Genomic DNA, 21,015 nt, shown 5'->3' with positions numbered 1-21,015 from the left:
CCTTTTCGATGAAAATAATAATCATAATTATCAGCAAGTTACTTAAATTCAGCATTTTATACGCCAATAGGCTGTTATTTGATTTTCAATAGCCTATTTTATCGCAACTTATTGTTTTGTATTAAATAATTTATTACCGTTCAAACACTATTTTAAGCTTTGTGCGTTAATGGGGAGGAGATAGTCATGGGCCTTATCTTTTTTGTAGGCATTATCGCTTTCGTGCTATTACTTATAGGGTTATTCTTGACTTACAAGGAATTTAGTAAATTTAACTGATTAAATTATGCGAGTTATTCGATTAAACTTATCAGATTAATTCTTGTGAGCGTAATTTTATACGGCCTTACTGTGTATATATTGTAGGGTAGATTCGCCGACAGGCAATTCACTAGTAGTAATTGGCTATCATCGGTGTTGGGCGTAAATTTACGGCTTGCTATCGCGAAACCCACACTACGCCCATGTTTTGTTTTCACTATATTTTTATCAAAAATAAAGTCAAGTTTAATAGGCTGGCTATGCCGAGAAATGATGGGCATCCTTCGTATTACTTTTCTTTCGTGTTTTTCGTGGAAAATATAAATACTTATCAGCTTAAACAGTTACAGATAACATCCCTTGAAAGGATGTTATCTGTAAAATCGTCCGCTCTTAAAGGGGAAGTGGAGAGGGGGGCAGTCGCTGTTGTTTAAACTGTTATGCCGGACTGTTTTCGTTGGGCGGCTTTTTAGCGGTCACCAAGGCATTTATGGCATTGCGATCACTGACGGTGATTGAGGTAAAACCACAGTCCTGCAATTGCTGAAGAGCAACGGCTTCACGCATGATATGATTTTCTGATTCATCACTAAATAAATGGACGATCCACTGCTCCAGTAAATCCGGGCGATTGAGTGGGGCAAGCACTTTGAAATAGTGCTTCACCTCTTCCTGAACAATAAGGGTATGTTGACTGATGTCGTTCAAACCATAACGGTCAGCGTTGATAAATTTCCCGTTTGGTTTTAGTACGCGAAAAACTTCTTTAAGGACTTGCTCGCGATAATTGTTAAGAAAGTTGTGCAGGGTATAAGCCGAAGCGATGACATCGACGCTGTCGCTGGCTAATTTTTGTAATGCGGTCAAGGCATCATCATCGCAAAAAGTTAAACGTCCCTGATCTACCCATTGCTGTAAGCGCTGTTTTGCCTGCTGTTGCATGACGGGTTCATTATCAATGCTGAATACCTGCAGGGTTTCATTGGCAGTCAATAAGGCCAACGTGGTAACGCCGGTGCCTCCGCCCAATTCAACTATCTGTAACGGTTTAGTGCCAGCGGGGCAAGCATTGACGGTACTGCCTACTAAACGGCTCATTTCAGCTGCTGCGGGGGATAGCAACTGGAGCATGTCATAATCTTGTCCGATGATGCTGGAAAACATGGCATCGTATGGTGATATATTACTCATAAATAAAGTTTCACTTATAGTTACAGAAACATTTACCTTACGCTTTTTTTACCGGTCAAGCGAGTAATAAGAGACGATACAGATTTTGGTGGTCAGTAGGAGGTGCCAAAAATGAGACGAAACACTCGCACAGGATGAGCTTTCTTGTTCAGCCCATCCCACCCTTGATATTTATTTCGTGTCTTTGGTGGACACTAATTAGCTCGCTGGTAAGCTTTTGTTTAGCGTATTGACGGGCCTTGGAGCAGGCTACCAATTGCCTGACCGAAAGAGGTTCCCAGTTTGCCGGTCATTTTATCGAGTAAGCTGCCTTGCTTGGTAAAATCAACCAGTTTCTCGGCGCCAATAATATCTTTGGCGACGTAATCATCATTACCAAAGCCGTCAGCAACGCCCAGTTTAACGCCGGCTTCACCGGTCCAAACCAGACCTGAAAACATCTCGGGTGTTTCTTGCAAGCGGTTACCACGTCCGGCTTTAACCGCACTGATAAATTGCTGGTGTACTTCATCTAACAAGCCCTGCATATATTTTGTTTCATCTGCTTTGGCCGCCGAAAAAGGATCCAGCATCGCTTTATGGGCACCGGCGGTTAACAGTCTGCGTTCTACGCCCATTTTTTGCATAATATCGACAAAACCAAAGCCATCCATCAATACGCCTATTGAACCAATAAGACTGGATTGATTGACAAAAATCTTGTCGCTGGCAGAGGCAATATAATAACAACCGGAGGCACACATATCGCTAACGACCGCATAAATAGGTAATTCGGGATGGGCTTTTTTTATGTTTCGGATTTCTTCATAAACATAAGCCGATTGCACAGGACTACCACCCGGTGAATTAGAATGCAGGATAATACCCTTGGTGCCTTTATCTTTTACGGCATCTCTTAAGCTTTCAATAATATCGGTGGCATTGGCGTCTTTACCATCAGCAATAACGCCCACCACGTCAATCACCGCGGTATGATATTTACTGTCAACGCCGATATCCATTTTTAGCTTTGGATAAATAGCCATACCAAAGACGGCAAACAGATAAATAAATATTAATGATTTAAAAAACACACTCCAACGTCTGGCTCTGGTCTGTTCTGTGACAGCAGCCAAAGCCAGTTTGCTAATGATGTCACGCTCCCAACCGGCTACTTCGTTAGCGTCTGTTTTAGTTGAATTGTCTTGTTGATTTTCCATGTACTGGTAACCTTAAATAATGTTCAGTAATTCAGTTGACTGTTGCAAACACAGTAACGGATTATATTGTTGCAAAAGTTCTGCTGAGTTTGCGCCACAGGACACACCAATAGCAGACATAGGGGCATTAAGCGCCATTTGCAAGTCATGTACAGAGTCGCCCACCATTAATGAGCGTTCCTTGGCGGTATTGGTATGCTGAAGAATTTCGTGAAGCATTCTTGGGTCTGGTTTGGAGGCGGTTTCATCCGCGCAACGGGTAACACAAAACAGCGCTTCTGTGCCTGTCCCTTCTAATGCTTTCTGTAGGCCTGCGCGGCTTTTACCGGTAGCAACCGCGAGTTGATAGCCGGATTGCTTGAGTTGCACCAACATATCATAAACACCGGGAAACAAATCGTTCGGGCTGATTTTTTTGGAATTATAGTGCTGGCTATAATAGGCAACCAGTTGTGCCTGGGTAGCGGGATCAATACCGGGAAACAGGTTTTGCATGGCTTGGTTAAGGCTTAAGCCAATGACATTTTTTGCCGCCTGATCTTCAGGTACGGTAATGCCGCATTGTCCAGCGGCCTGTTGCAGGCAGATCGTAATCCAGTCTATCGAATTAACCAGCGTGCCATCCCAATCAAAGATAATTAAATCAAACTTGTTCTTCATGTTGTAATAAATTTGCCAGATGAGCGGGTAAGGGGGCTGAAATACTCATGGAGATTCCGGTAACCGGGTGCGGAAACTTTAAAGTTTCTGCATGAAGAAACATACGTTTATAGCCTTTGTTTTTAAAAATTTTGTTAACTTCATCGACACCATAACGATCATCACCAACAATCGGATGACCCAAACTAGCAGCATGGACTCGTATCTGATGAGTGCGTCCGGTTTTTGGCGAGGCTTCTACCAGCGTTGCATGACGAAAAGTTTTTAAGCGGGTAAATAATGTTTCAGCGGATTTTCCCGAGGAACTGATGACGACTATGCGCTCACCGCCTTTACTGACATTTTTTAACAGTGGTGCAGTAACTATCAGTTTTTTTCTGCCCCATTGACCGGCTAGCAAGGCCTGATAAGTCTTTTTAACTTCGCTGTTGCGAAAAAACTCTTGGAGTTTACGTAAGGCACTGCGCTTTTTGGCGATTAACAGGCAACCCGAGGTATCTTTATCAAGACGATGTACCAGTTCCAAAAAGCGTGCTTCAGGTCTTATCAAACGGAGTCCTTCGATAATGCCGGAACTGACGCCGGTGCCGCCATGTACGGCAAAACCTGCGGGTTTGTTGATGACAATGAAGCCGTCATCTTCAAATAAAATACCTTCCTGTAATGCCGCTTGCAAGCCTTGAGGAACATAAAGTTCTTCGCTACGCTCAGCGACTCTGATGGGCGGAATTCTGATGATATCTCCGGCAACCAGCCGATATTTAACATCGACACGGCCTTTGTTGACTCTGACTTCACCTTTTCTGACAATGCGATAAATGCGGCTTTTAGGGACGCCTTTCAAGCGGGCTATTAAAAAATTGTCCAGGCGTTGATCGCAGTTATCTTCAGTAATTTCGACATATACAACATGGGGTAAGGGGTTTTCTTCTATACTCATTAGGCAAATAATACCAGTATCTTGGGTAAATTGATTCTTTAAAATTGATGTGTGACAATAAGGTTGCTATATTAGGCGAGTTTTCATAAAAAAACAGACTTAAAGCTCTGCGAATTTCAATAAAGAAACCGCTCTGAAGCTACTTAATAAAGGTTAATAGAACACACTTACGTGATTAGCTTTTTTATTATACGATTTTCGGGTTCATCGTTCGACCCTAGACGCACGATTTTTTTTAATACCTGTTTAAAACAGAATTTACCACCAAAGACTGAAATAAATATTAACTTGGCATCTGTCCGCGCCCTATAAGACTTCACCTGGTTGTTAAGTCTAAAATAATGACAAAATTGCGCAGATGACGGAACATATGATCGTAAAAACGAAGCTGATGGTTTTTTGACATAGAGCTTTATGTTTGTATCGACACACAATGATGCGATGACCAAAACCAGTTTAATTGAGTAAACTCTGACAATGGAGCAGGACACTACAAGGATAAATGAATGAAAAGAATGCTTATCAACGCTACGCAAGCTGAAGAACTGCGAGTCGCTTTGGTAGACGGTCAAAAACTTTACGATTTTGACATAGAAATCCCTTCAAAAGAACAAAAAAAGTCCAATATATACAAAGGCATTATTACCCGCGTAGAACCGAGTCTGGAAGCCGCCTTTATTAATTATGGCGCTGAAAAACATGGTTTTTTGCCTTTTAAGGAAATTTCACCACTCTACCGACATGCTCAGGAAGGTGCCGAAGAAGGCCGCCGTCCGGCGATAAAAGATCTGATCAAAGAAGGTCAGGAAATTATCGTTCAAATTGAAAAAGAAGAACGGGGTAATAAAGGCGCTGCTTTAACTACTTATATCAGTCTGGCCGGTACTTATTTGGTTTTAATGCCGAATAATCCCAAGGCTGGTGGGATATCAAGGCGCATAGAAGGCGAAACACGCAGTGATTTGCGTGAAGTGATGGCGATGCTGGAGATTCCTGACAGTATGGGTTTGATCGTCAGAACAGCCGGTTGTGGAAAAAATGCCGAAGAGTTGCAATGGGATTTAAATTATCTGCTGCAACTGTGGGAAGCCATTGAGCGTTCCTCCGGTGAACAGAAAGCGCCTTTTCTGGTATTTCAGGAAAGCAACGTTATCATCAGAGCGCTGCGTGACCATTTACGTGGCAATATTGATGAAATTCTGATTGATAATGAAGAGTCGTTTAAATTGGTACAAGACTTCCTTAAAGAAGTTATGCCGCATTTTTTACCGAAAGCGAAATTGTATCAAGACGCGGTACCTTTATTTAGCCGTTATCAGATTGAATCGCAAATTGAAGTGGCTTATTGCCGCGAAGTATCATTGCCTTCCGGTGGTTCACTGGTTATCGATCATACCGAAGCATTAACGTCTGTTGACATCAACTCTGCCCGCGCTACCAAAGGCAGTGACATTGAAGAAACTGCACTGAATACCAACCTGGAAGCGTGCGATGAAATTGCCCGTCAACTGAGGCTACGCGATTTGGGTGGTTTGTTTGTTATCGACTTTATCGATATGCTTTCCAACAAAAACCAACGTTCTGTCGAAAACCATCTTCGTGATGCGCTTAAAATTGATAGGGCGCGTATTCAAACCAGTCGTATTTCACGTTTCGGTTTGTTGGAAATGTCCAGACAAAGAATGCGTCCATCACTGGGCGATTCTACGCAATTACCCTGTCCACGTTGTAAGGGCCAAGGTACTATTCGTAATGTTGAATCGGTTGCACTTTCTGTATTGAGGATTCTTGAAGAAGAAGCCATGAAGAAAGGCACAGAAAAAGTGATTGCCCATTTGCCTATTGAATGTGCAACATTTTTGTTAAACGAAAAGCGTCATGCCATTGAGCAAATTGAAACTCGACTGAAAGTTGGTATTATTATTTTGCCGAGTAAACATCTTGAAACGCCCGCTTATGACATTGAGCGTATCAAGGAAAAAGAATCAGTTGATGACAAGCCCAGTTATTTACAAATAAAAGCCGAAGACATCACCATTCCTGATTTTGCCCAGCAAATTAAGCCAAGAGCTGAAAAAGCGGCAATCAAGGAATTTATGCATGATTCACCGGCACCTGTGCAAGTAAAAAATGAAGCGGCCAGCTTGATCAAACGCTTCTGGGATAAGTTGGTTAGTCTGGGTGCCGAACCTGAAATAATAGCCGCTCCAACTCCTGCGCCGGTTGTTGAAAAAGCCAGATCAGCTGATGAAAGTCAGCCAAGCAGAGGTCGAAATAACAGACGCGGTAGAAGTCAGGGGCAAAAATCTACGGAACCACGGCCTAATCGCTCGCAACAAGAGCAAGAGGCGAAGCCTGAACCAAGTAAAGACAGTCGGGAAGGCAAAGAAAACAGGGAGCCCAAGCCTAATCGTAATATCAGGGGTCCTGGTCGTAATGTAAGGCGTAACCTTGCACCGGTTACCAATGCCGGAGATGAGTCTATTGCGTTGGTTAAAAGCGAATCTGTAGCGGTTAATGAAGCGTCAATTAATGAGGCAACATTACCATCAGCGGATGCGTCTGCATCGACTGATGAGCAACCCCGGCAAACTGCCAGAAAAAGCACCAGTAGAAGAGGTCCAAATCGTAGAAGACCACGCAATCCGAATTATAAAAAAACGGATGAAGACGGCGAGTCAAACGGTGGCAATGCCGGCGAAGTTTCAACGGTAGCACAAGACGACGTGCGCCCGACAAAACCCCGATCTTACAACAGTGATTTTGCTGAAAGACAAGAAAAGGTAGAGCGCTCTGAACCTAAGGCACCTGCTGTGGATACTTTGGAACCGAAACAAGCTGCACCTGAATCCGCACCAAAAGTAGTAGAACCAAAGCAAGACGCTCCAACAGAATAATAAACGCCAGCCTTGGGACACGCAGTATGCGTCCCAGGGCTGGTGTTTTATTTACCTCGCGGCAAAACCATCAATTAAATAGCAAAAAATCCCCTCGATATAATCAATCCATTTAGGCTTTGATTGCCCCTGATTCCACTCCGTTACACCAACTTTACATCCTCTGAGGATTAACAGGTTTGGCCCTATGTTTACCTCAATACGAAGTTTTTTTCATGGTAAGTAAAAGCTTGTTAATCGCCTGTTTACCGGTATTCGTACTTAGAGCATAAGCTAAAAAAAAATGAAAAAAAAGCGGCGGCAAGATTGCCTTGCCGCCGCTTTTTAATATTATCCCAATTGCAGGATTTTAAGCCATTATGAACTTAGGCTTTTTTATTGCGACGTGAAAAGCCCAGAAAGCCCATCAGCGCAGAACCGAACAACCAAACAGCGCCAGGTACTGGAACAGCTGCCGGTGCAGTCAGCATGATGGTACGATCAATGCCGTCAGCTGGATGCTGTACGTTGATATAAGCTTTGGTTGTGTCAAACTTGTCAAAGTATAGACCTGTGCTTTCAGCGCCTTGCGTTGTCAAGCTGATCCACTTAGAGACTGAATCAGCTACGCCATCACGATTGGCATCCATTGCAAACCAGACATCCTCAACACCGCCATTCTGATCTTCGACAATATACATATTGCCTTCGGCATCAATCGCCAGGTTGTCCGGACTTTTGAATTCACCGCCAACGCTCAGGCCTGTTGCCGCATCAATAGTGTTGCTGTCCGCAAATAACTTGACTTCACTGCTGGCCAGATTGAATGAATAAACACGTCCACTACCATTAGAGCCTTTGGCATCGTTGTCTGAGTCAGTAGTAGCGAAGTACAGGAACTGGTTGCCGTCACCCAGATCCTGGATCTCCAGATCTTCCGGACGGTTAAAGCCGGTAGCCATAACAGCGGCATTGTCAGCAGATACGCGACCGTCGATGGTACCATCAGCCAGCACTGTAGAAATACCGGCCAAAGCGCCGCCAGTTGTGTTGGTGATAGCTTCCCAAGTTGCAAGACCTGTAATTGCTGCGCCACTAGTGCCTTCGAACTGACCGCCTGCTTGTACTTTCAATGCGAAAGTCTGGCCGGCGCTAAAGAAATCGCTACCGTTAAGTGCTAAAGGATTGGCCGAAGTATATTTGTAAATGCTGCCGCCGTTTAACTCGTCGACGAAATAGAGATTGTTGTTATTATCGAAAGCCAGACCTTCATGGGATACACGTGGAATGATGCTTTGTTGTATAAAGTTGCCGCCGTTGGCAGTTGCTGTGGTGGCATTGTCGATTTCGAAAAGACGGCCTTTAGTGCTACCTGTTCCCCACGATTCTTCGGCAGTCAAATAGCTGCCCCAAGGAGTCCAACGTGATGCGTCACCAGATACAAAGTCTTGTGTGCCTGGAGCCACTATAGTTGTGGTGCGAGTGTTGTAGTTGGTATCTTGAAGGTCAATTCTTACCACGCCGGCTGAGCCAGTCTCGAAAGGCATGAATAAGTAACGACCGGCATCTACACCTGTTTCATTGGCAGTCATCATATCCGGGTTGCCGGAATAAGAGCCGGGTACCAAAGTGTTCTGTGTGCCGCGATCAGAAATTGTTTCTTGGCTGAAGTTGGGTGAAGATAATTTATAAGGCGTCGCCGATCCCGGATTGACAGGAGTAGTGTTGCCTGTCATAGGCGTAAAGTTGTCAAATTCACTAGTCGCTTGTGCTGCTAGTGGCGATAGTAAAGATGCCACTGCTGTAGCGATCAGGGTTAATTTTAGAGCTTTCATAGGTATTAATTCCTTGGTACTGAAATGGGTTGGATGATGAGCAAATAACATCATTTTATTTGCTAAAAATACGATACCTGCGTAACAAGAAAAATTAGCGACATCTTTATTAAGGTTTTAACCTGTGTAATACATTCATAAAGGCTGTAGTAAACCCATGTAAGCCGGAAAAGTATCCATATGCTACCTTCAGGAGGTTTTATTTCGGCTTGCCTGGCTGTATTTGCAAGCGGGAGATTGATAACAGGTAACCGGGAAAGCTTTTTAAACGGCATCTGATTTTATCGATATCTTACTTCTATGGCTGTTGATCCAAACAAGGATTTTAAGCGCGAAATCAGTTCATCGGTTGGATGGATTCGCCATTCATCACCCAGTTGAACAGTGGCTTGAGCATGCTGTGACGTGTAGTTGATGCTGACAGGACAGCTACCGCCCTTAAACGGGGCGAGTGCTTCAGACAGTCTGTCAATATAATGCTCTTCTTCCGGTTTGTTTTTGGGAGCATTCCAGGTTAGTTTAATGCCTCGGGAAAAACTCTCTCTTGCCTGATCCATATCGTATAGTTTTTCTACCATTAAGCGCAGGCCACCGGAAAAATTATCAATACCTAAAGATCCCTCGGCAATTAGCAAGTTATCGCGCGTAAAAATCCCCCGATATTTCTCGTAAACCTCACCAAATACAGCACATTCAAGTCGACCCGTTTTATCATCCAGGGTAGCAAAGCCCATGGTTTTTCCTTGTTTGGTTTGACGGGTACGTACTTCTACCACTAGACCGGCAATCCTTGCTTCCACATTGCCGCGTGAGACTTGCAGCGTGCCTATTTTTCCATGGGTAAAGTTTTTTAATTCCGATTCATATTGGTCTATCGGATGCCCTGTTAAAAACAGGCCCAAGGTTTGTTTTTCTGCCGCCAAACGTTCCTTGTCCGACCAGGGTTGAATGATGGCAGCATAAGCATCGGTATTATCGACAGTATTATCATTATTTTCCGTTTCAGAATCAGAACCGGGTAGCGAGAACAGGTCATTTTGTCCGGTTTGTGCCATTTTTCCGTGTTGCTCGGCGGCTCTTAAGGCGGTAGGCAATTCTGCCAAGTGCCGGGCTCTATTGTCATCAAATTCATCAAAAGCACCGGCGCGGATTAAGGCATCCAGTACCCTCCGATTAAATTTTCGTAAATCAACCCGTTTACATAAATCATACAAGCCTGAAAACGGCCCGTTATTATTACGTTCGATAAGCATGTCTTCAATGGCTGCTTGCCCCACACCCTTGATTGCACCCAAACCATAAACAATATGATTGTCATCATTGACGGCAAATCGATAGGTCGATACGTTGAGGGTGGGCGGAAGAATAGCCAGTTTCATTTGTCGACATTCTTCTATCAATACCACGACCTTGTCAGTATTATCCATATCGGCAGACAATACTGCAGCCATAAACTCGGCAGGAAAATGCACTTTTAACCAGGCGGTTTGATAAGCAACCAGAGCGTAAGCCGCCGAATGGGATTTGTTAAAACCATAGCCGGCAAACTTTTCCATTAAATCGAAAACATATGTGGCTATCGGTTCATCGACCTGATTTTCGACCGCACCGGTAGTAAATTTTTCACGCTCTTTTGCCATTTCTTCGGCTTTCTTTTTACCCATGGCCCGACGCAGCATATCTGCGCCGCCCAGCGTATAAAGGGCCAATTCACGGGCAATTTGCATCACTTGTTCCTGATACAAAATAACGCCGTTGGTAGGCTTTAAAATAGGTACCAACAAGGGATGTGCATACTCGGCTTTTGCCCCATGTTTGACATTAATGTAATCATCAACCATGCCCGACTCCAAAGGCCCCGGACGAAACAGCGCCACCAGTGCGATAATATCGTCAAAGCAGTCGGGCTTTAGCTTTTTAATCAGTTCTTTCATGCCACGTGATTCCAACTGAAATACGGCGGTGGTTTGGGCGTTAGTTAATAATTTATAGGAAGCTGGATCATCTCTGGGAATAGTGGTTATATCAACCAATGGTTTACCGAGTAATTTATGTTTGGCATTGATATCTTGTAATGCCCAATCAATAATGGTTAGTGTGCGTAGACCTAAAAAGTCAAATTTGACCAGACCGACGGCTTCCACATCATCCTTGTCAAACTGGGTAACGAGATTATTACCATCCTGGTCGCAATACAATGGCGTAAAATTGGTCAGCTTGGTGGGTGATATCACCACACCACCGGCATGTTTGCCGGCATTTCTTACCGTCCCTTCCAAAGACAGCGCCATGTCAATCAGGGTTCTGACTTCTTCTGTAGTGTCATAAAGCTGTTTAAGCTCAGGACTGTCTTTTAACGCTTTGGTTAGGGTCATGCCGATTTCAAACGGAATCAGTTTGGCCAGACGATCGACAAAGCCGTAAGCAAAACCCAAGACTCGTCCTACATCACGAATAACCGCTTTGGCTGCCATCGAACCGTAGGTAATGATCTGTGCGACATGATCCCTGCCATAATGACGGGCAACATAATCAATCACTTCATCGCGGCGATCCATGCAAAAATCTACGTCAAAGTCAGGCATGGAAACCCGCTCGGGATTTAAAAATCGTTCAAACAGTAGATCGAATTCAATCGGATCAAGATCGGTAATCTTCAACGCATAAGCAACCAACGAACCGGCACCTGAGCCCCGTCCGGGGCCGACCGGAATAAGATTTTTTTTTGCCCACTGAATAAAGTCGGCAACAATCATAAAATAACCGGGAAAACCCATCTGGGTTATCATTTTTAACTCAAAATCCAGACGGTCATAGTAAACCCGTCGGTTTTCTTCATCTGAGCCTTTTCCAACTGCGGGATAATGCTGCAAACGCTCTTCCAGGCCTTTCATGGACTCTTCGGCCATAAACTCACCCAGATTCATGCCTTCTGGCACCGGAAAATCAGGCAGGAAATTTTCGCCCAAGGTCAGCTTTAAGTTGCAGCGTTTGGCAATTTCTACCGTATTTGCCAAGGCTTCAGGGATGTCGGCAAATAATGCCAGCATTTCTTCGGTGCTACGTAAATACTGTTGGTCGGTATAATCTTTGGGGCGCCGCGAATCATCCAATACACGTCCCTGATTAATACAAACCCGTACTTCATGGGCAGAAAAATCTTTTTGATGAATAAAGCGCACATCATTAGTGGCAACCACCGGTAAATCGGTTGCTAATGCAAGATCAACGGCAGCGGCAATATAACGCTCTTCGTCGGGTTTGCCAACGCGAATTAATTCCAGATAAAAACTTTGTTCAAATAACGCACCCCATTGCATTGCCAGGCGTTTGGCTTCTTCATGATTTTCTGCCAGTAAGGCCTTGCCAATATCGCCGCTCATTGCGCCAGACAAAGCAATTAAGCCCTGATGGTTTGCTTTCAGCCATTCTTGCCTAAGCATAGGTACACCCTGATGCTGACCTTCCTGATAAGCTTTTGAAATTAATTCAGTCAGGGTGATATAACCTGTGTGATTATTGACGAGCAAGGTTAAGCGATAAGGGGTGACAGGTTCTTCAGGATTAAAAATCAGTACATCAGCGCCCGCTATTGGCTTAACGCCATTGCCCAAAGCCGTTTTATAAAATTTGACCAGCGAAAACAAATTGGCGTGATCAGTAATTCCAACCGCAGGCATATTTAATTCAGCCAAGCGCTTAATGAGTGGTTTTATTTTTACGATGCCATCTACCAGTGAAAATTCGGTATGAAGTCTTAAATGAATAAATGCTGGTTGCATGAGGGGGGGTATTGAGTTGACGTAAGAAGAAGGCAGGGAAGGTTGATATAAAAGCGCGCCAAAATAAAAAAGGCGAATTTAACTAAATTTTACATTTTATCATCCGGGTAATATATTATTCTGATTATGAGACCCTATTGTTCTAATAGAGTCGATTTTAAGCACCGACTACCCAAAAATCAATTATCAAAATAAGGTACGCGTAAATGAGAAATTATCAACATATTTTACTGGCAGTCGATTATTCTAAACAAGGTAGGTATGTTGCAGACAAAGCCAAGTCTCTGGCCTCGCTGTATCACGCCAAATTGAGTATTATTCATGTGTTGGACAATATTCCTATGCCGGATACCAACTATGGTACTGTGATTTCGTTAACGCAAACATCATCAGATGAGTTGCTTGAAACGGAAAAAGCCAAATTTACCCGACTGGGTGATTATTTGGCTGTTGATTTGGTCAATCGTTGGCTACTTTGGGGGGTTCCCAAGCAAGAAATAATTCATATTGCCGAGCAGGAGCAGGCTGATTTGATTGTTGTTGGTTCACATGGTCGGCATGGCTTGGCTTTATTATTGGGATCAACGGCAAATAGTGTCCTGCATTATGCCAAATGTGATGTGATGGCTATTCGGTTAAAAAATTAAATAGCTTAGGTGATTTTCTGAAAATAATATACCCAACTTGGACTATTAATTCTTCGATATCATCTTAATGCTTGGTGTTGGGTGGGCTGTCCGGCTCAGTTTTTTCTGAATCAGAAGACGTTATTTCGCAACCTTTTTGAAAAAAAACAAAAGATGACGGAAATGCGGTGATATCAATGGTCAGGGTTGTTTCTTTTTTAAATTTGTAAGTGGCACTAGCCGCAGCTTTACGAAAATCAGCAGTTAATTTGGCTGTCAGCTTTTCTTGTGCTTCATCAGCACCCAAGGCAAATGGATCTTCCGAAAGATTCATTTTTTCAATGGTTTCCTGTAATACATCGGCGGCAATATCCTGAATTTTGGTTTCGAAAGTCGTAAAGATTGCCGGTCCTTTTTCACGTTTGATCCGAGTTATGTCATTTTGATCAGCATAAAGCAGAAAGGCACCTTTTGCACCTTGCAGCTCATTTTTACAGATTCCACCATCCATTATTCTGACTAGGCTTAATTTCTTGTCGCCTTTCATAATAGTCATCGGTGGATTTTGACCAGGTATGGAGTCGGTTTTATTGGATACCGCTGGTGACTTGATGGGGGCTGTTTTATCGGCGGTTATTGCATCTTGTTTAACCTCTTGAGTTGAGCATGCCGCCAAGGTAACAAAAGCGATAGTGGTCAAAAATTTTAAGCTGGCGTTCATTACTTTCTCGTTTCAGATAATTAAATATTTATGGGTTAATTATAAGCCCTAACAGGTATTAGATTAATAAAAAATTTAACTGTCCTAATTTTATTTTGCAATAGCTATAAAGGTTGTTTGAACAAACAAGTTTCTTTTCTTCATCCGATTGCGATGACCATTCTACGTTATAATGCCTCTATAAGCTGTCTGGTTTGTTCATAACCATCCACCAGTATTGTAGTTTTTACGGTAACCATTGCTGTCAGTATAGACAGTTGACCAGGTAATTTTTTGGAGAGTTGTGTGGCTAAAGCGAGTGATTTAAAGCGGGGAATGATCATAGAAATTAATGGCATACCGCATGTGGTTAAGCAAGTTGATGCAAAAAGTCCTTCATCGCGAGGGGCGTCAACGTTGTATAAGATTCGCTTTACCAATCTCAAAACTGGGCAAAAATTGGATGAGTCCTTAAAAGGCGATGATTTCTTTAAAGATAGTGACCTGATAAGAGCTAAAGTGCAGTTTTCTTATATAGATGGGGAGAATTATATTTTTATGAATATGGAAGATTATACCCAATATAGTTTGAGCCGCGAGGAACTGGATGAGCAAATTAACTATTTGACCGAGGGACTGGAAGGGATTGTGGCATTATTAATTGATGATGCCGTGCTGGGGATTGAATTACCCAGTTCGGTAGTCTTGGGTATTGTCGAGACAGCTCCCGCCATTAAGGGTGCAACAGCCTCGGGACGTACCAAAACAGCTCGACTGGTTACCGGCTTTGAAGTTCAGGTGCCTGAATATCTGGAAACTGACGAGTTGATTAAAATCAATACCGATAGCGGAAAATATATGTCACGCGCTTAAATCAATTCTGAGTTTATATTGTTAATGTCTATTAATACCGAGAACCGGTTAACGGTTGCTCAGGGCGAGTTTGAGTTAAATCGACTTCCAAAACGTCCCTTAGAGCTATTACGTGCCTGGGATGCTGCAGATGAGTATTTACTCAAAATCTTGGCAGAAGATTTACAGCCTTCAACCGATGCCCGTATTTTGATAGTTAATGATAGCTTTGGAGCATTGGCTGTTGCGCTAAGCACTTTTCAGCCTCAGGCAGTATCCGATTCCTATCTGTCACAAGAAGCGACAAGGCTTAATCTGCTTGCCAATAATTTATCTGAACACAGTGTTAAATTTATCAATAGTCTTGAGCCGTTAGAAGGACAGTTTGACTTGGTTCTGATTAAAGTGCCCAAGACACTGGCTTTGTTGGAAGATCAGTTGATACGGTTACATCCTCATTTATTGCCTTCAACGCAGGTTATTGTGGCAGGCATGATAAAAACACTGCCACCATCTGTTTGGAAGTTACTGGAGCGGTTAGTTGGTCCGACCACAACGGCACTGGCAAGAAAGAAGGCGCGGCTTATTTTTGCAACGCCGGATCCGGATTTGGTTATTCCTGTCAGTCCTTATCCGGTTTGTTATCAACTTGAAGAATCTGATTATTTAATTAGTAATCATGCCAATGTCTTTTCGCGTGACAGTCTTGATATTGGTACGCGATTTTTTCTCCAGCATTTGCCCTCAAGACAGGATAGTGTTGATAGTGTTGATATTGTTGATTTAGGTTGTGGCAACGGCTTGCTGGGTTTAATGGCGGCAGAGCTAAATCCGGCGGCGACAGTGCACTTTGTTGATGAGTCTTTTATGGCTGTAGCATCTGCGCAGGAAAATTTTTATCGTGCTTTTGGGCAAAAGCGTCATGCGACATTTCGTGTCAGTGATGGACTAAAAGATTTTAAGTTGGCTTCAGCAGATATTATTCTTTGTAATCCACCTTTTCATCAGCACAACACAATAGGTGATCAGCTTGCCAACAGCATGTTTAATCAGTCAAAAAAAGTATTAAGGAATGGCGGGGAACTATGGATAATCGGCAATCGCCATCTGAATTATCATATTAATCTTAATCGATTATTTGGCGGGCACTCAGTAGTCGCTGCCAATGCCAAATTTATTATTCACAAGGCAACGCAAAAATACTAACGTAAGTGTTTTTTATTATTGCCAAGATTAATAGAATTTATTGAAGCTGCGAACGAAGTTTTTCGTTAAAAAATGACGCCATATTTTTTCGTATAAATAACAGTAGGTACTTTTTTAGCAAGCAGTTGCTGCATTGAATAACGAACCAACCTTAATTATTTTCTATAAGAATCCGAACCCAAAGATCAATCGACTTTTGGGTTCGGTTTTGAGTTTGTTACGCGGGCGTTACATTCTCAGCTTGCGGTCCTTTTTGACCTTGAGTCACTTCCATAGTAACTTTCTGGCCTTCGCGCAAGGTTTTGCGGCCGGCGCCGTTAATTGCACTGTGATGAACAAAAACATCTTTGCCACCTTCTTGTTCAATAAATCCAAAACCTTTTTCATCATTGAACCACTTAACGGTACCTACAACTTGCTCTGACATATCACACTCTTAACTAAAAAACGCCATAATATTGGCTTTACAAATTCCAGCTTCAGGAAGAAGCCGACTCAAACTTTAACTACGGCCAAATAGTAGCACTAAAAATGTAAGTAGGGCAAAAACATTTTAATTAAATTTCGATTATTTTGTATCTAACGATTTTTCTATGCCTTTTTAAGAGTCGACTGATTATTTAGGTCTTGGCTTTACAGCCGTTAAACGATCAAAAAATATATGCATAATCAAGGCAGAGAGTATTAATAATGTACCGATTATCACTTTCATGGTCAGTGGTTCATCATTAATACTATGTCCCAACATTAGCGCAAGTAGGGGTGAAACCAGCGTGATTAAGGCAACTCGTGTAGCAGGTAGATGGGTCAGTAAATAGAAATAAAGGACAAAGCCCAAGGTAGTAGCGATGACTCCCAGATAAATAATGGCCGCCAAACTGGTGGGCGTTAATAATAGAGGCCAATGGCCATCAACTATAGCCCATGTCAGCAAGTAAGCTGGCAACGCCAATAACAAGCCACCGGTTACTTGCGATAAAGCAGGCAATTTTGCTGCAATACGTTTTATCCAAACTGAACTGGCCGATTGTAAAAATACCGAGAGCAATACGGCACCTATACCCAGTACGGCTTCATCCCCCAATTGCAGTGCCGAACCAAACATAATAACCAAGCCGCTGATACCCAAACCATAAGCTAATAATTTGCCCAAGGTAAGGCTACGTTCGCCTAAAAATATCGCCGCCAATGAAGCTGTCATGAGTGGTGTAAGGCCAAATATCACCGAAATCCAGCCGGAAGGAATAAATTGTGCAGCCCAGTAAACCGGCAGCATTGACCCGTAGATTTGCAAAGCTATCGCAATATACGTTAGCCATGCTTTACGATGCCAAGCCATGCGTTGGCGCATGAGTGCCAAGACGATTAATACACACACTGTACCAATGGCCATGCGTGCGGTGACGCCAAACAGAAATCCGGGGCCTTCGCCACTCCATTTAATAGCCAGTGGTGTTGTCGCCCAAAGTAAAATGATAGTGATATAACTAAGTTTAATACGCATTATGTGATAACGAGGAGTAAGCGACAGGGAAGGTAAGGGAAATTAATTTAACTATAAGTCATTGAAACGTATAGTATCACGGCAAATAAACACTCCATCTCATGCCGCCCAGTGACTCGCTTTTACCTCCTTCTAATTTGCCGCCCAGCAAGCCTATTAATTCATAAACGACGGTCATACCAATGCCATGTCCATGAATATTTTCATCGGCGCGAATCCCTCTTTTTAAAATTTCATTAAACTTTCCTACGGGAATGCCCGGCCCATCATCCTCAATTTGAAGCAGTAATGAAAAATTACGTCTACTTTTACGTTGATTTAGGGAGATACTGACCTTGACAGAGTGGTTACACCATTTACAGGCGTTATCCAGCAAATTTCCGACTATTTCATACATATCACCTTCTTCACAATAAATCTGGCATCGATCAGGAATAAGTAACTCAAAATTAATGGCTTTATCGATGTAAACCTTGTTGAGTGAGGCTTTGATTTTATTAATAATAACGATGGCATCAATAGCCTTGATCGCTTTATGCCCACCTTTGGCGGCCGCCTTCTGTAATTGATATTCAACAATTTGGTTCATTCTGGATATTTGTTCCTGTACCGTTTCCTTATTGTCATTAAAAGATTCGACACAGCCGCGTAAAATGGCAAGCGGTGTTTTTAAGCTGTGTGCCAAATCAGCCAGGTTATTACGGTAACGTTCCAAATGTGCACGCTCATGCGTTATGAAAGCATTAAGGTTACCTGCCAGACCTTGCAGTTCGGTTGGGTAGTAACCGTCTAAAAGGGTTTTTTTTCCCTGTTCTATAGCTTCAAGATCTCTTACGATGCTACGTAATGGTTTTAAACTCCAGCGTAATACCGCAAATTGAATAAAAACCAAAACCAGCCCGATAATCAGTAACCAAAATCTTAATGTTTGTTGAAGCTGTTTCACCTGACCACTTACAAAGCGGGCATCCTCTGCCACAGTAAAGATATATTCCCGTTCTATTCCTGTTACATTTTGCCAAAGTACATCATAATGGAGAACATAACGGCCTCGTTTATCAAGCATAAATGCCGAGTTGCCTGCACTTAGCTCAGGTGGATCAATCACTTCCAGTCCGATTGCTGAAGGTGATCGCCAAACCAGTTTTTTAGCTTGCTGAATAAATCCGTAAAGGCCTGAACCCGGATTTGTGAAGCGTGGTTCATGCAAGCTGGCAGGCATGATTAATTCACCCGCATTATTTAGTTTGGCAGCTGATAAAAGTGAATATACTTGCACCTGTAAGCGTTCTTGTAGTGCCTGTTCGGCACTTTCACGAAAGCCTTGTTCTAGAACAACGGCAACCAAAGCAAAGAAAGCGGCAAGTACCAAACCTTCAGCGATGAGTAAGCGAAAACTTAACGAATTAGCCCACATTTAAAGCCTTTTAATATAAGTTACAGGGAAGAATGGCTGGTTGATTAATACTCTCATTACGAGAGCTCGGAAGAAATCCGGTAGCCACGTCCCCGCAAGGTTTCAATAGGTTTACGAGTCCCGTCAGGATCAAGTTTCTTTCTTAAACGACCGATAAAAACCTCGATAACATTGCTGTCACGATCAAAGTCTTCATCGTAGATATGCGCTGTTAATACGGATTTTGAAATTAATTCGCCCTGACGAAGCATTAAATATTCCAGTACTTTGTATTCGTAGGCGGTTAAATCCAGTTTTATCCCGGACACTGTAACTTCCTGGGCTACGGTATCCAGTTCAATATTGTCATGGGTTAATACCGGATGTGCCTGTCCGGCCGAACGTCTGATTAAGGCGTTAATTCGTGCAAGCAACTCTTCATATTGAAAGGGTTTAACCAAATAATCATCCGCTCCGGCTTCCAATCCCTCTACTTTTTCCTGCCAACGACTCCTGGCCGTCAAAATTAAAATAGGCACACTGACTTTATCTTTACGTAAGCGTTTAATAAGTTCGATACCTGAAAAGTCGGGGAGACCAATGTCAATAATAGCCGCATCTATGGGGTACTCTTTGCCCATGTAGTAACCATCGCTACCGGTATGCGCTGTGTCAACAGCAAAACCTTTATCAGCCAGATACTGATGAATCTGGTTACAGAGTGTAATTTCATCTTCAACGATAAGAATACGCATGGTTGCTCCAATAGTGTTTACGCTTTAATTAATTATTTCGCCGGTTTTAGCGTCTATTTTGTAATGTTGGATACGGCCATCCAGCGTTAAAAATTTAATAACATGTATCTCTCTATCATCAATTATTTCTGTTTCAGCACCGAGTATTCTGATGTTGTCATCATTCTTAATGATTTTTGCTGTTGCTTGATCCAGGCTAATACTGGTATCTATGGGTATTGGCATCATTGCTTCTTCTGCAAAACAATTTAAGCCGGAAAATAAAAACACCAGCAAAGATACCATTAATCGGGATTGTATCGGTTTGATTAAACCTGCTTTTGCTTTAATCAATATTATCATGAGCATAAGTTCATCTTTTTACCATTGCTGTAAGTCGTATCCCTGAGCTTTATAGATCATAAATTATTTCGATAATTAGTGATTTTAACTCAATAGCTGATATGAGGTAGATCTGTATTATAAAGTTAAAAAAATAGAAGCTTGGTAGTGGGCTATGGCGATCTTGTCTTTTGATTCATTTTTATGACTTATTACTTGAACAGGACGCCTTGTAACGCTATGATTCAAGGTTCAAGGTTCAAGGGAAACTGTGGTGAGCCAGGTTTTTTTAATCCTGTGCCCTGTGCCTTTCATCTTGAATCTTTCTTGTTGTATTTCTATCCGGTAGCAATAATCGATATAATGTCTTATAGATAACCGTAGTTAAGACTTCGCCTTCTGGCAAAATAACTTATCAGGATAAAAAATGACCAAAGAAATCATTCACACCAATAAAGCGCCTAAAGCAATCGGTACTTATTCACAGGCAGTTAAAGTCGATCACATTGTTTATCTTTCCGGACAGATTCCTTTAGTACCTGAAACCATGACGATTATTGACGGTGATATTACCGCCCAAATTACCCAGGTATTCGATAATTTAAAGGCGGTTGCAGAAGCTGCTGGTGGGGATTTTTCTGATATTGTTAAATTAAATGTTTTTTTAACGGATTTATCGCACTTCCCGTTAGTTAATGAAATTATGGGGCATTATTTCGAAGAGCCTTACCCTGCACGAGCAGTTATTGGCGTTGCCGCTTTACCTAAAAATGCCGCCGTGGAAATGGATGCCATTATGTTTTTAAAGCCCCAGGAATATCCTGCATCTTAGCTTTTGCAAATTAACTTTCCAATGAGGCAAGTTTACTCAGATTTATGCGTGACAATCCGTTCCATTTTGCGTTACAAGA

General features: G+C 42.5%; 17 protein-coding genes. 5 read left to right on the top strand and 12 right to left on the bottom strand.

Annotated elements, in window-relative coordinates; all coding sequences use genetic code 11:
- Positions 1-699: 699 nt before the first annotated feature.
- The 4 genes from KKZ03_RS17295 to rluC form a co-directional block, all read right to left on the bottom strand.
- Entirely contained in the window at positions 700-1,452 is a 753-nt protein-coding gene (locus tag KKZ03_RS17295) for a class I SAM-dependent methyltransferase (RefSeq protein ID WP_243218032.1), read from the bottom strand.
- 221 nt (positions 1,453-1,673) lie between these two features.
- Positions 1,674-2,651, bottom strand: a complete 978-nt coding sequence (sppA, locus tag KKZ03_RS17290; protein WP_243218031.1) for a signal peptide peptidase SppA — start codon at positions 2,649-2,651, stop codon at positions 1,674-1,676.
- A gap of 12 nt (positions 2,652-2,663) precedes the next feature.
- Positions 2,664-3,311, bottom strand: a complete 648-nt coding sequence (locus tag KKZ03_RS17285) for an HAD family hydrolase (RefSeq protein WP_243218030.1) — start codon at positions 3,309-3,311, stop codon at positions 2,664-2,666.
- The gene (gene rluC / locus KKZ03_RS17280) at positions 3,295-4,251 is read right to left on the bottom strand and encodes a 23S rRNA pseudouridine(955/2504/2580) synthase RluC (protein ID WP_243218029.1); all 957 of its coding nucleotides are present in this window, start codon (positions 4,249-4,251) and stop codon (positions 3,295-3,297) included. The genes KKZ03_RS17285 and rluC overlap by 17 nt, the downstream gene beginning before the upstream one ends.
- A 506-nt stretch (positions 4,252-4,757) precedes the next feature.
- Here rluC and KKZ03_RS17275 point away from each other — a divergent pair.
- Positions 4,758-7,148: an Rne/Rng family ribonuclease gene (locus tag KKZ03_RS17275; protein ID WP_243218028.1), complete on the top strand. Its 2,391-nt coding sequence runs from the start codon at positions 4,758-4,760 to the stop codon at positions 7,146-7,148.
- Positions 7,149-7,513: 365 nt separating this feature from the next.
- On the opposite strand, the gene KKZ03_RS17270 is transcribed toward KKZ03_RS17275, so the two are convergent.
- Positions 7,514-8,962, bottom strand: a complete 1,449-nt coding sequence (locus tag KKZ03_RS17270) for an alkaline phosphatase PhoX (protein ID WP_243218027.1) — start codon at positions 8,960-8,962, stop codon at positions 7,514-7,516.
- Positions 8,963-9,243: 281 nt separating this feature from the next.
- The gene (gene dnaE, locus KKZ03_RS17265; RefSeq protein WP_243218026.1) at positions 9,244-12,744 is read right to left on the bottom strand and encodes a DNA polymerase III subunit alpha; all 3,501 of its coding nucleotides are present in this window, start codon (positions 12,742-12,744) and stop codon (positions 9,244-9,246) included.
- Between the two features lie 206 nt (positions 12,745-12,950).
- On the opposite strand from dnaE, the gene KKZ03_RS17260 reads away from it, so the two are divergent.
- The gene (locus KKZ03_RS17260) at positions 12,951-13,391 is read left to right on the top strand and encodes a universal stress protein (RefSeq protein ID WP_243218025.1); all 441 of its coding nucleotides are present in this window, start codon (positions 12,951-12,953) and stop codon (positions 13,389-13,391) included.
- A gap of 64 nt (positions 13,392-13,455) precedes the next feature.
- Here KKZ03_RS17260 and KKZ03_RS17255 read toward each other — a convergent pair whose 3' ends face one another.
- On the bottom strand, positions 13,456-14,091 hold the full coding sequence (locus tag KKZ03_RS17255) for a hypothetical protein (RefSeq protein ID WP_243218024.1): 636 nt from the start codon (positions 14,089-14,091) through the stop codon (positions 13,456-13,458).
- 285 nt (positions 14,092-14,376) lie between these two features.
- Between KKZ03_RS17255 and yeiP the strand changes: the two genes are divergently transcribed.
- Together yeiP and KKZ03_RS17245 are read left to right on the top strand one after the other, a co-directional pair.
- Positions 14,377-14,943, top strand: a complete 567-nt coding sequence (gene yeiP, locus KKZ03_RS17250) for an elongation factor P-like protein YeiP (protein ID WP_243218023.1) — start codon at positions 14,377-14,379, stop codon at positions 14,941-14,943.
- Between the two features lie 24 nt (positions 14,944-14,967).
- Entirely contained in the window at positions 14,968-16,128 is a 1,161-nt protein-coding gene (locus KKZ03_RS17245; protein WP_243218022.1) for a methyltransferase, read from the top strand.
- 217 nt (positions 16,129-16,345) lie between these two features.
- Here the strand turns inward: KKZ03_RS17245 and KKZ03_RS17240 are convergent, their stop codons facing one another.
- From KKZ03_RS17240 to KKZ03_RS17220, 5 genes are all read right to left on the bottom strand, one after another.
- Positions 16,346-16,555, bottom strand: coding sequence for a cold-shock protein (locus tag KKZ03_RS17240; RefSeq protein WP_006893693.1), 210 nt, complete (start codon positions 16,553-16,555; stop codon positions 16,346-16,348).
- Positions 16,556-16,744: 189 nt separating this feature from the next.
- Positions 16,745-17,632 (bottom strand): DMT family transporter, encoded by an 888-nt coding sequence (locus tag KKZ03_RS17235; RefSeq protein ID WP_243218021.1) that lies wholly within the window; start codon positions 17,630-17,632, stop codon positions 16,745-16,747.
- A gap of 76 nt (positions 17,633-17,708) precedes the next feature.
- Complete coding sequence (locus KKZ03_RS17230) at positions 17,709-19,049, bottom strand: ATP-binding protein (protein ID WP_243218020.1); 1,341 nt, start codon at positions 19,047-19,049, stop codon at positions 17,709-17,711.
- Between the two features lie 56 nt (positions 19,050-19,105).
- Positions 19,106-19,783, bottom strand: coding sequence for a response regulator transcription factor (locus tag KKZ03_RS17225; RefSeq protein ID WP_243218019.1), 678 nt, complete (start codon positions 19,781-19,783; stop codon positions 19,106-19,108).
- Between the two features lie 24 nt (positions 19,784-19,807).
- Positions 19,808-20,125 carry a PepSY domain-containing protein gene (locus KKZ03_RS17220; protein ID WP_243218018.1) on the bottom strand — a complete coding sequence of 106 codons (318 nt, stop codon included), beginning with the start codon at positions 20,123-20,125 and terminating at the stop codon, positions 19,808-19,810.
- 406 nt (positions 20,126-20,531) lie between these two features.
- Here KKZ03_RS17220 and KKZ03_RS17215 point away from each other — a divergent pair, with 406 nt between their 5' ends.
- Complete coding sequence (locus tag KKZ03_RS17215) at positions 20,532-20,936, top strand: RidA family protein (RefSeq protein ID WP_243218017.1); 405 nt, start codon at positions 20,532-20,534, stop codon at positions 20,934-20,936.
- Positions 20,937-21,015: the final 79 nt, after the last annotated feature.

The organism is Methylobacter sp. S3L5C, from assembly GCF_022788635.1.
Lineage (GTDB): Bacteria > Pseudomonadota > Gammaproteobacteria > Methylococcales > Methylomonadaceae > Methylobacter_C.
This window is presented reverse-complemented; position numbering and strand designations above follow the sequence as displayed.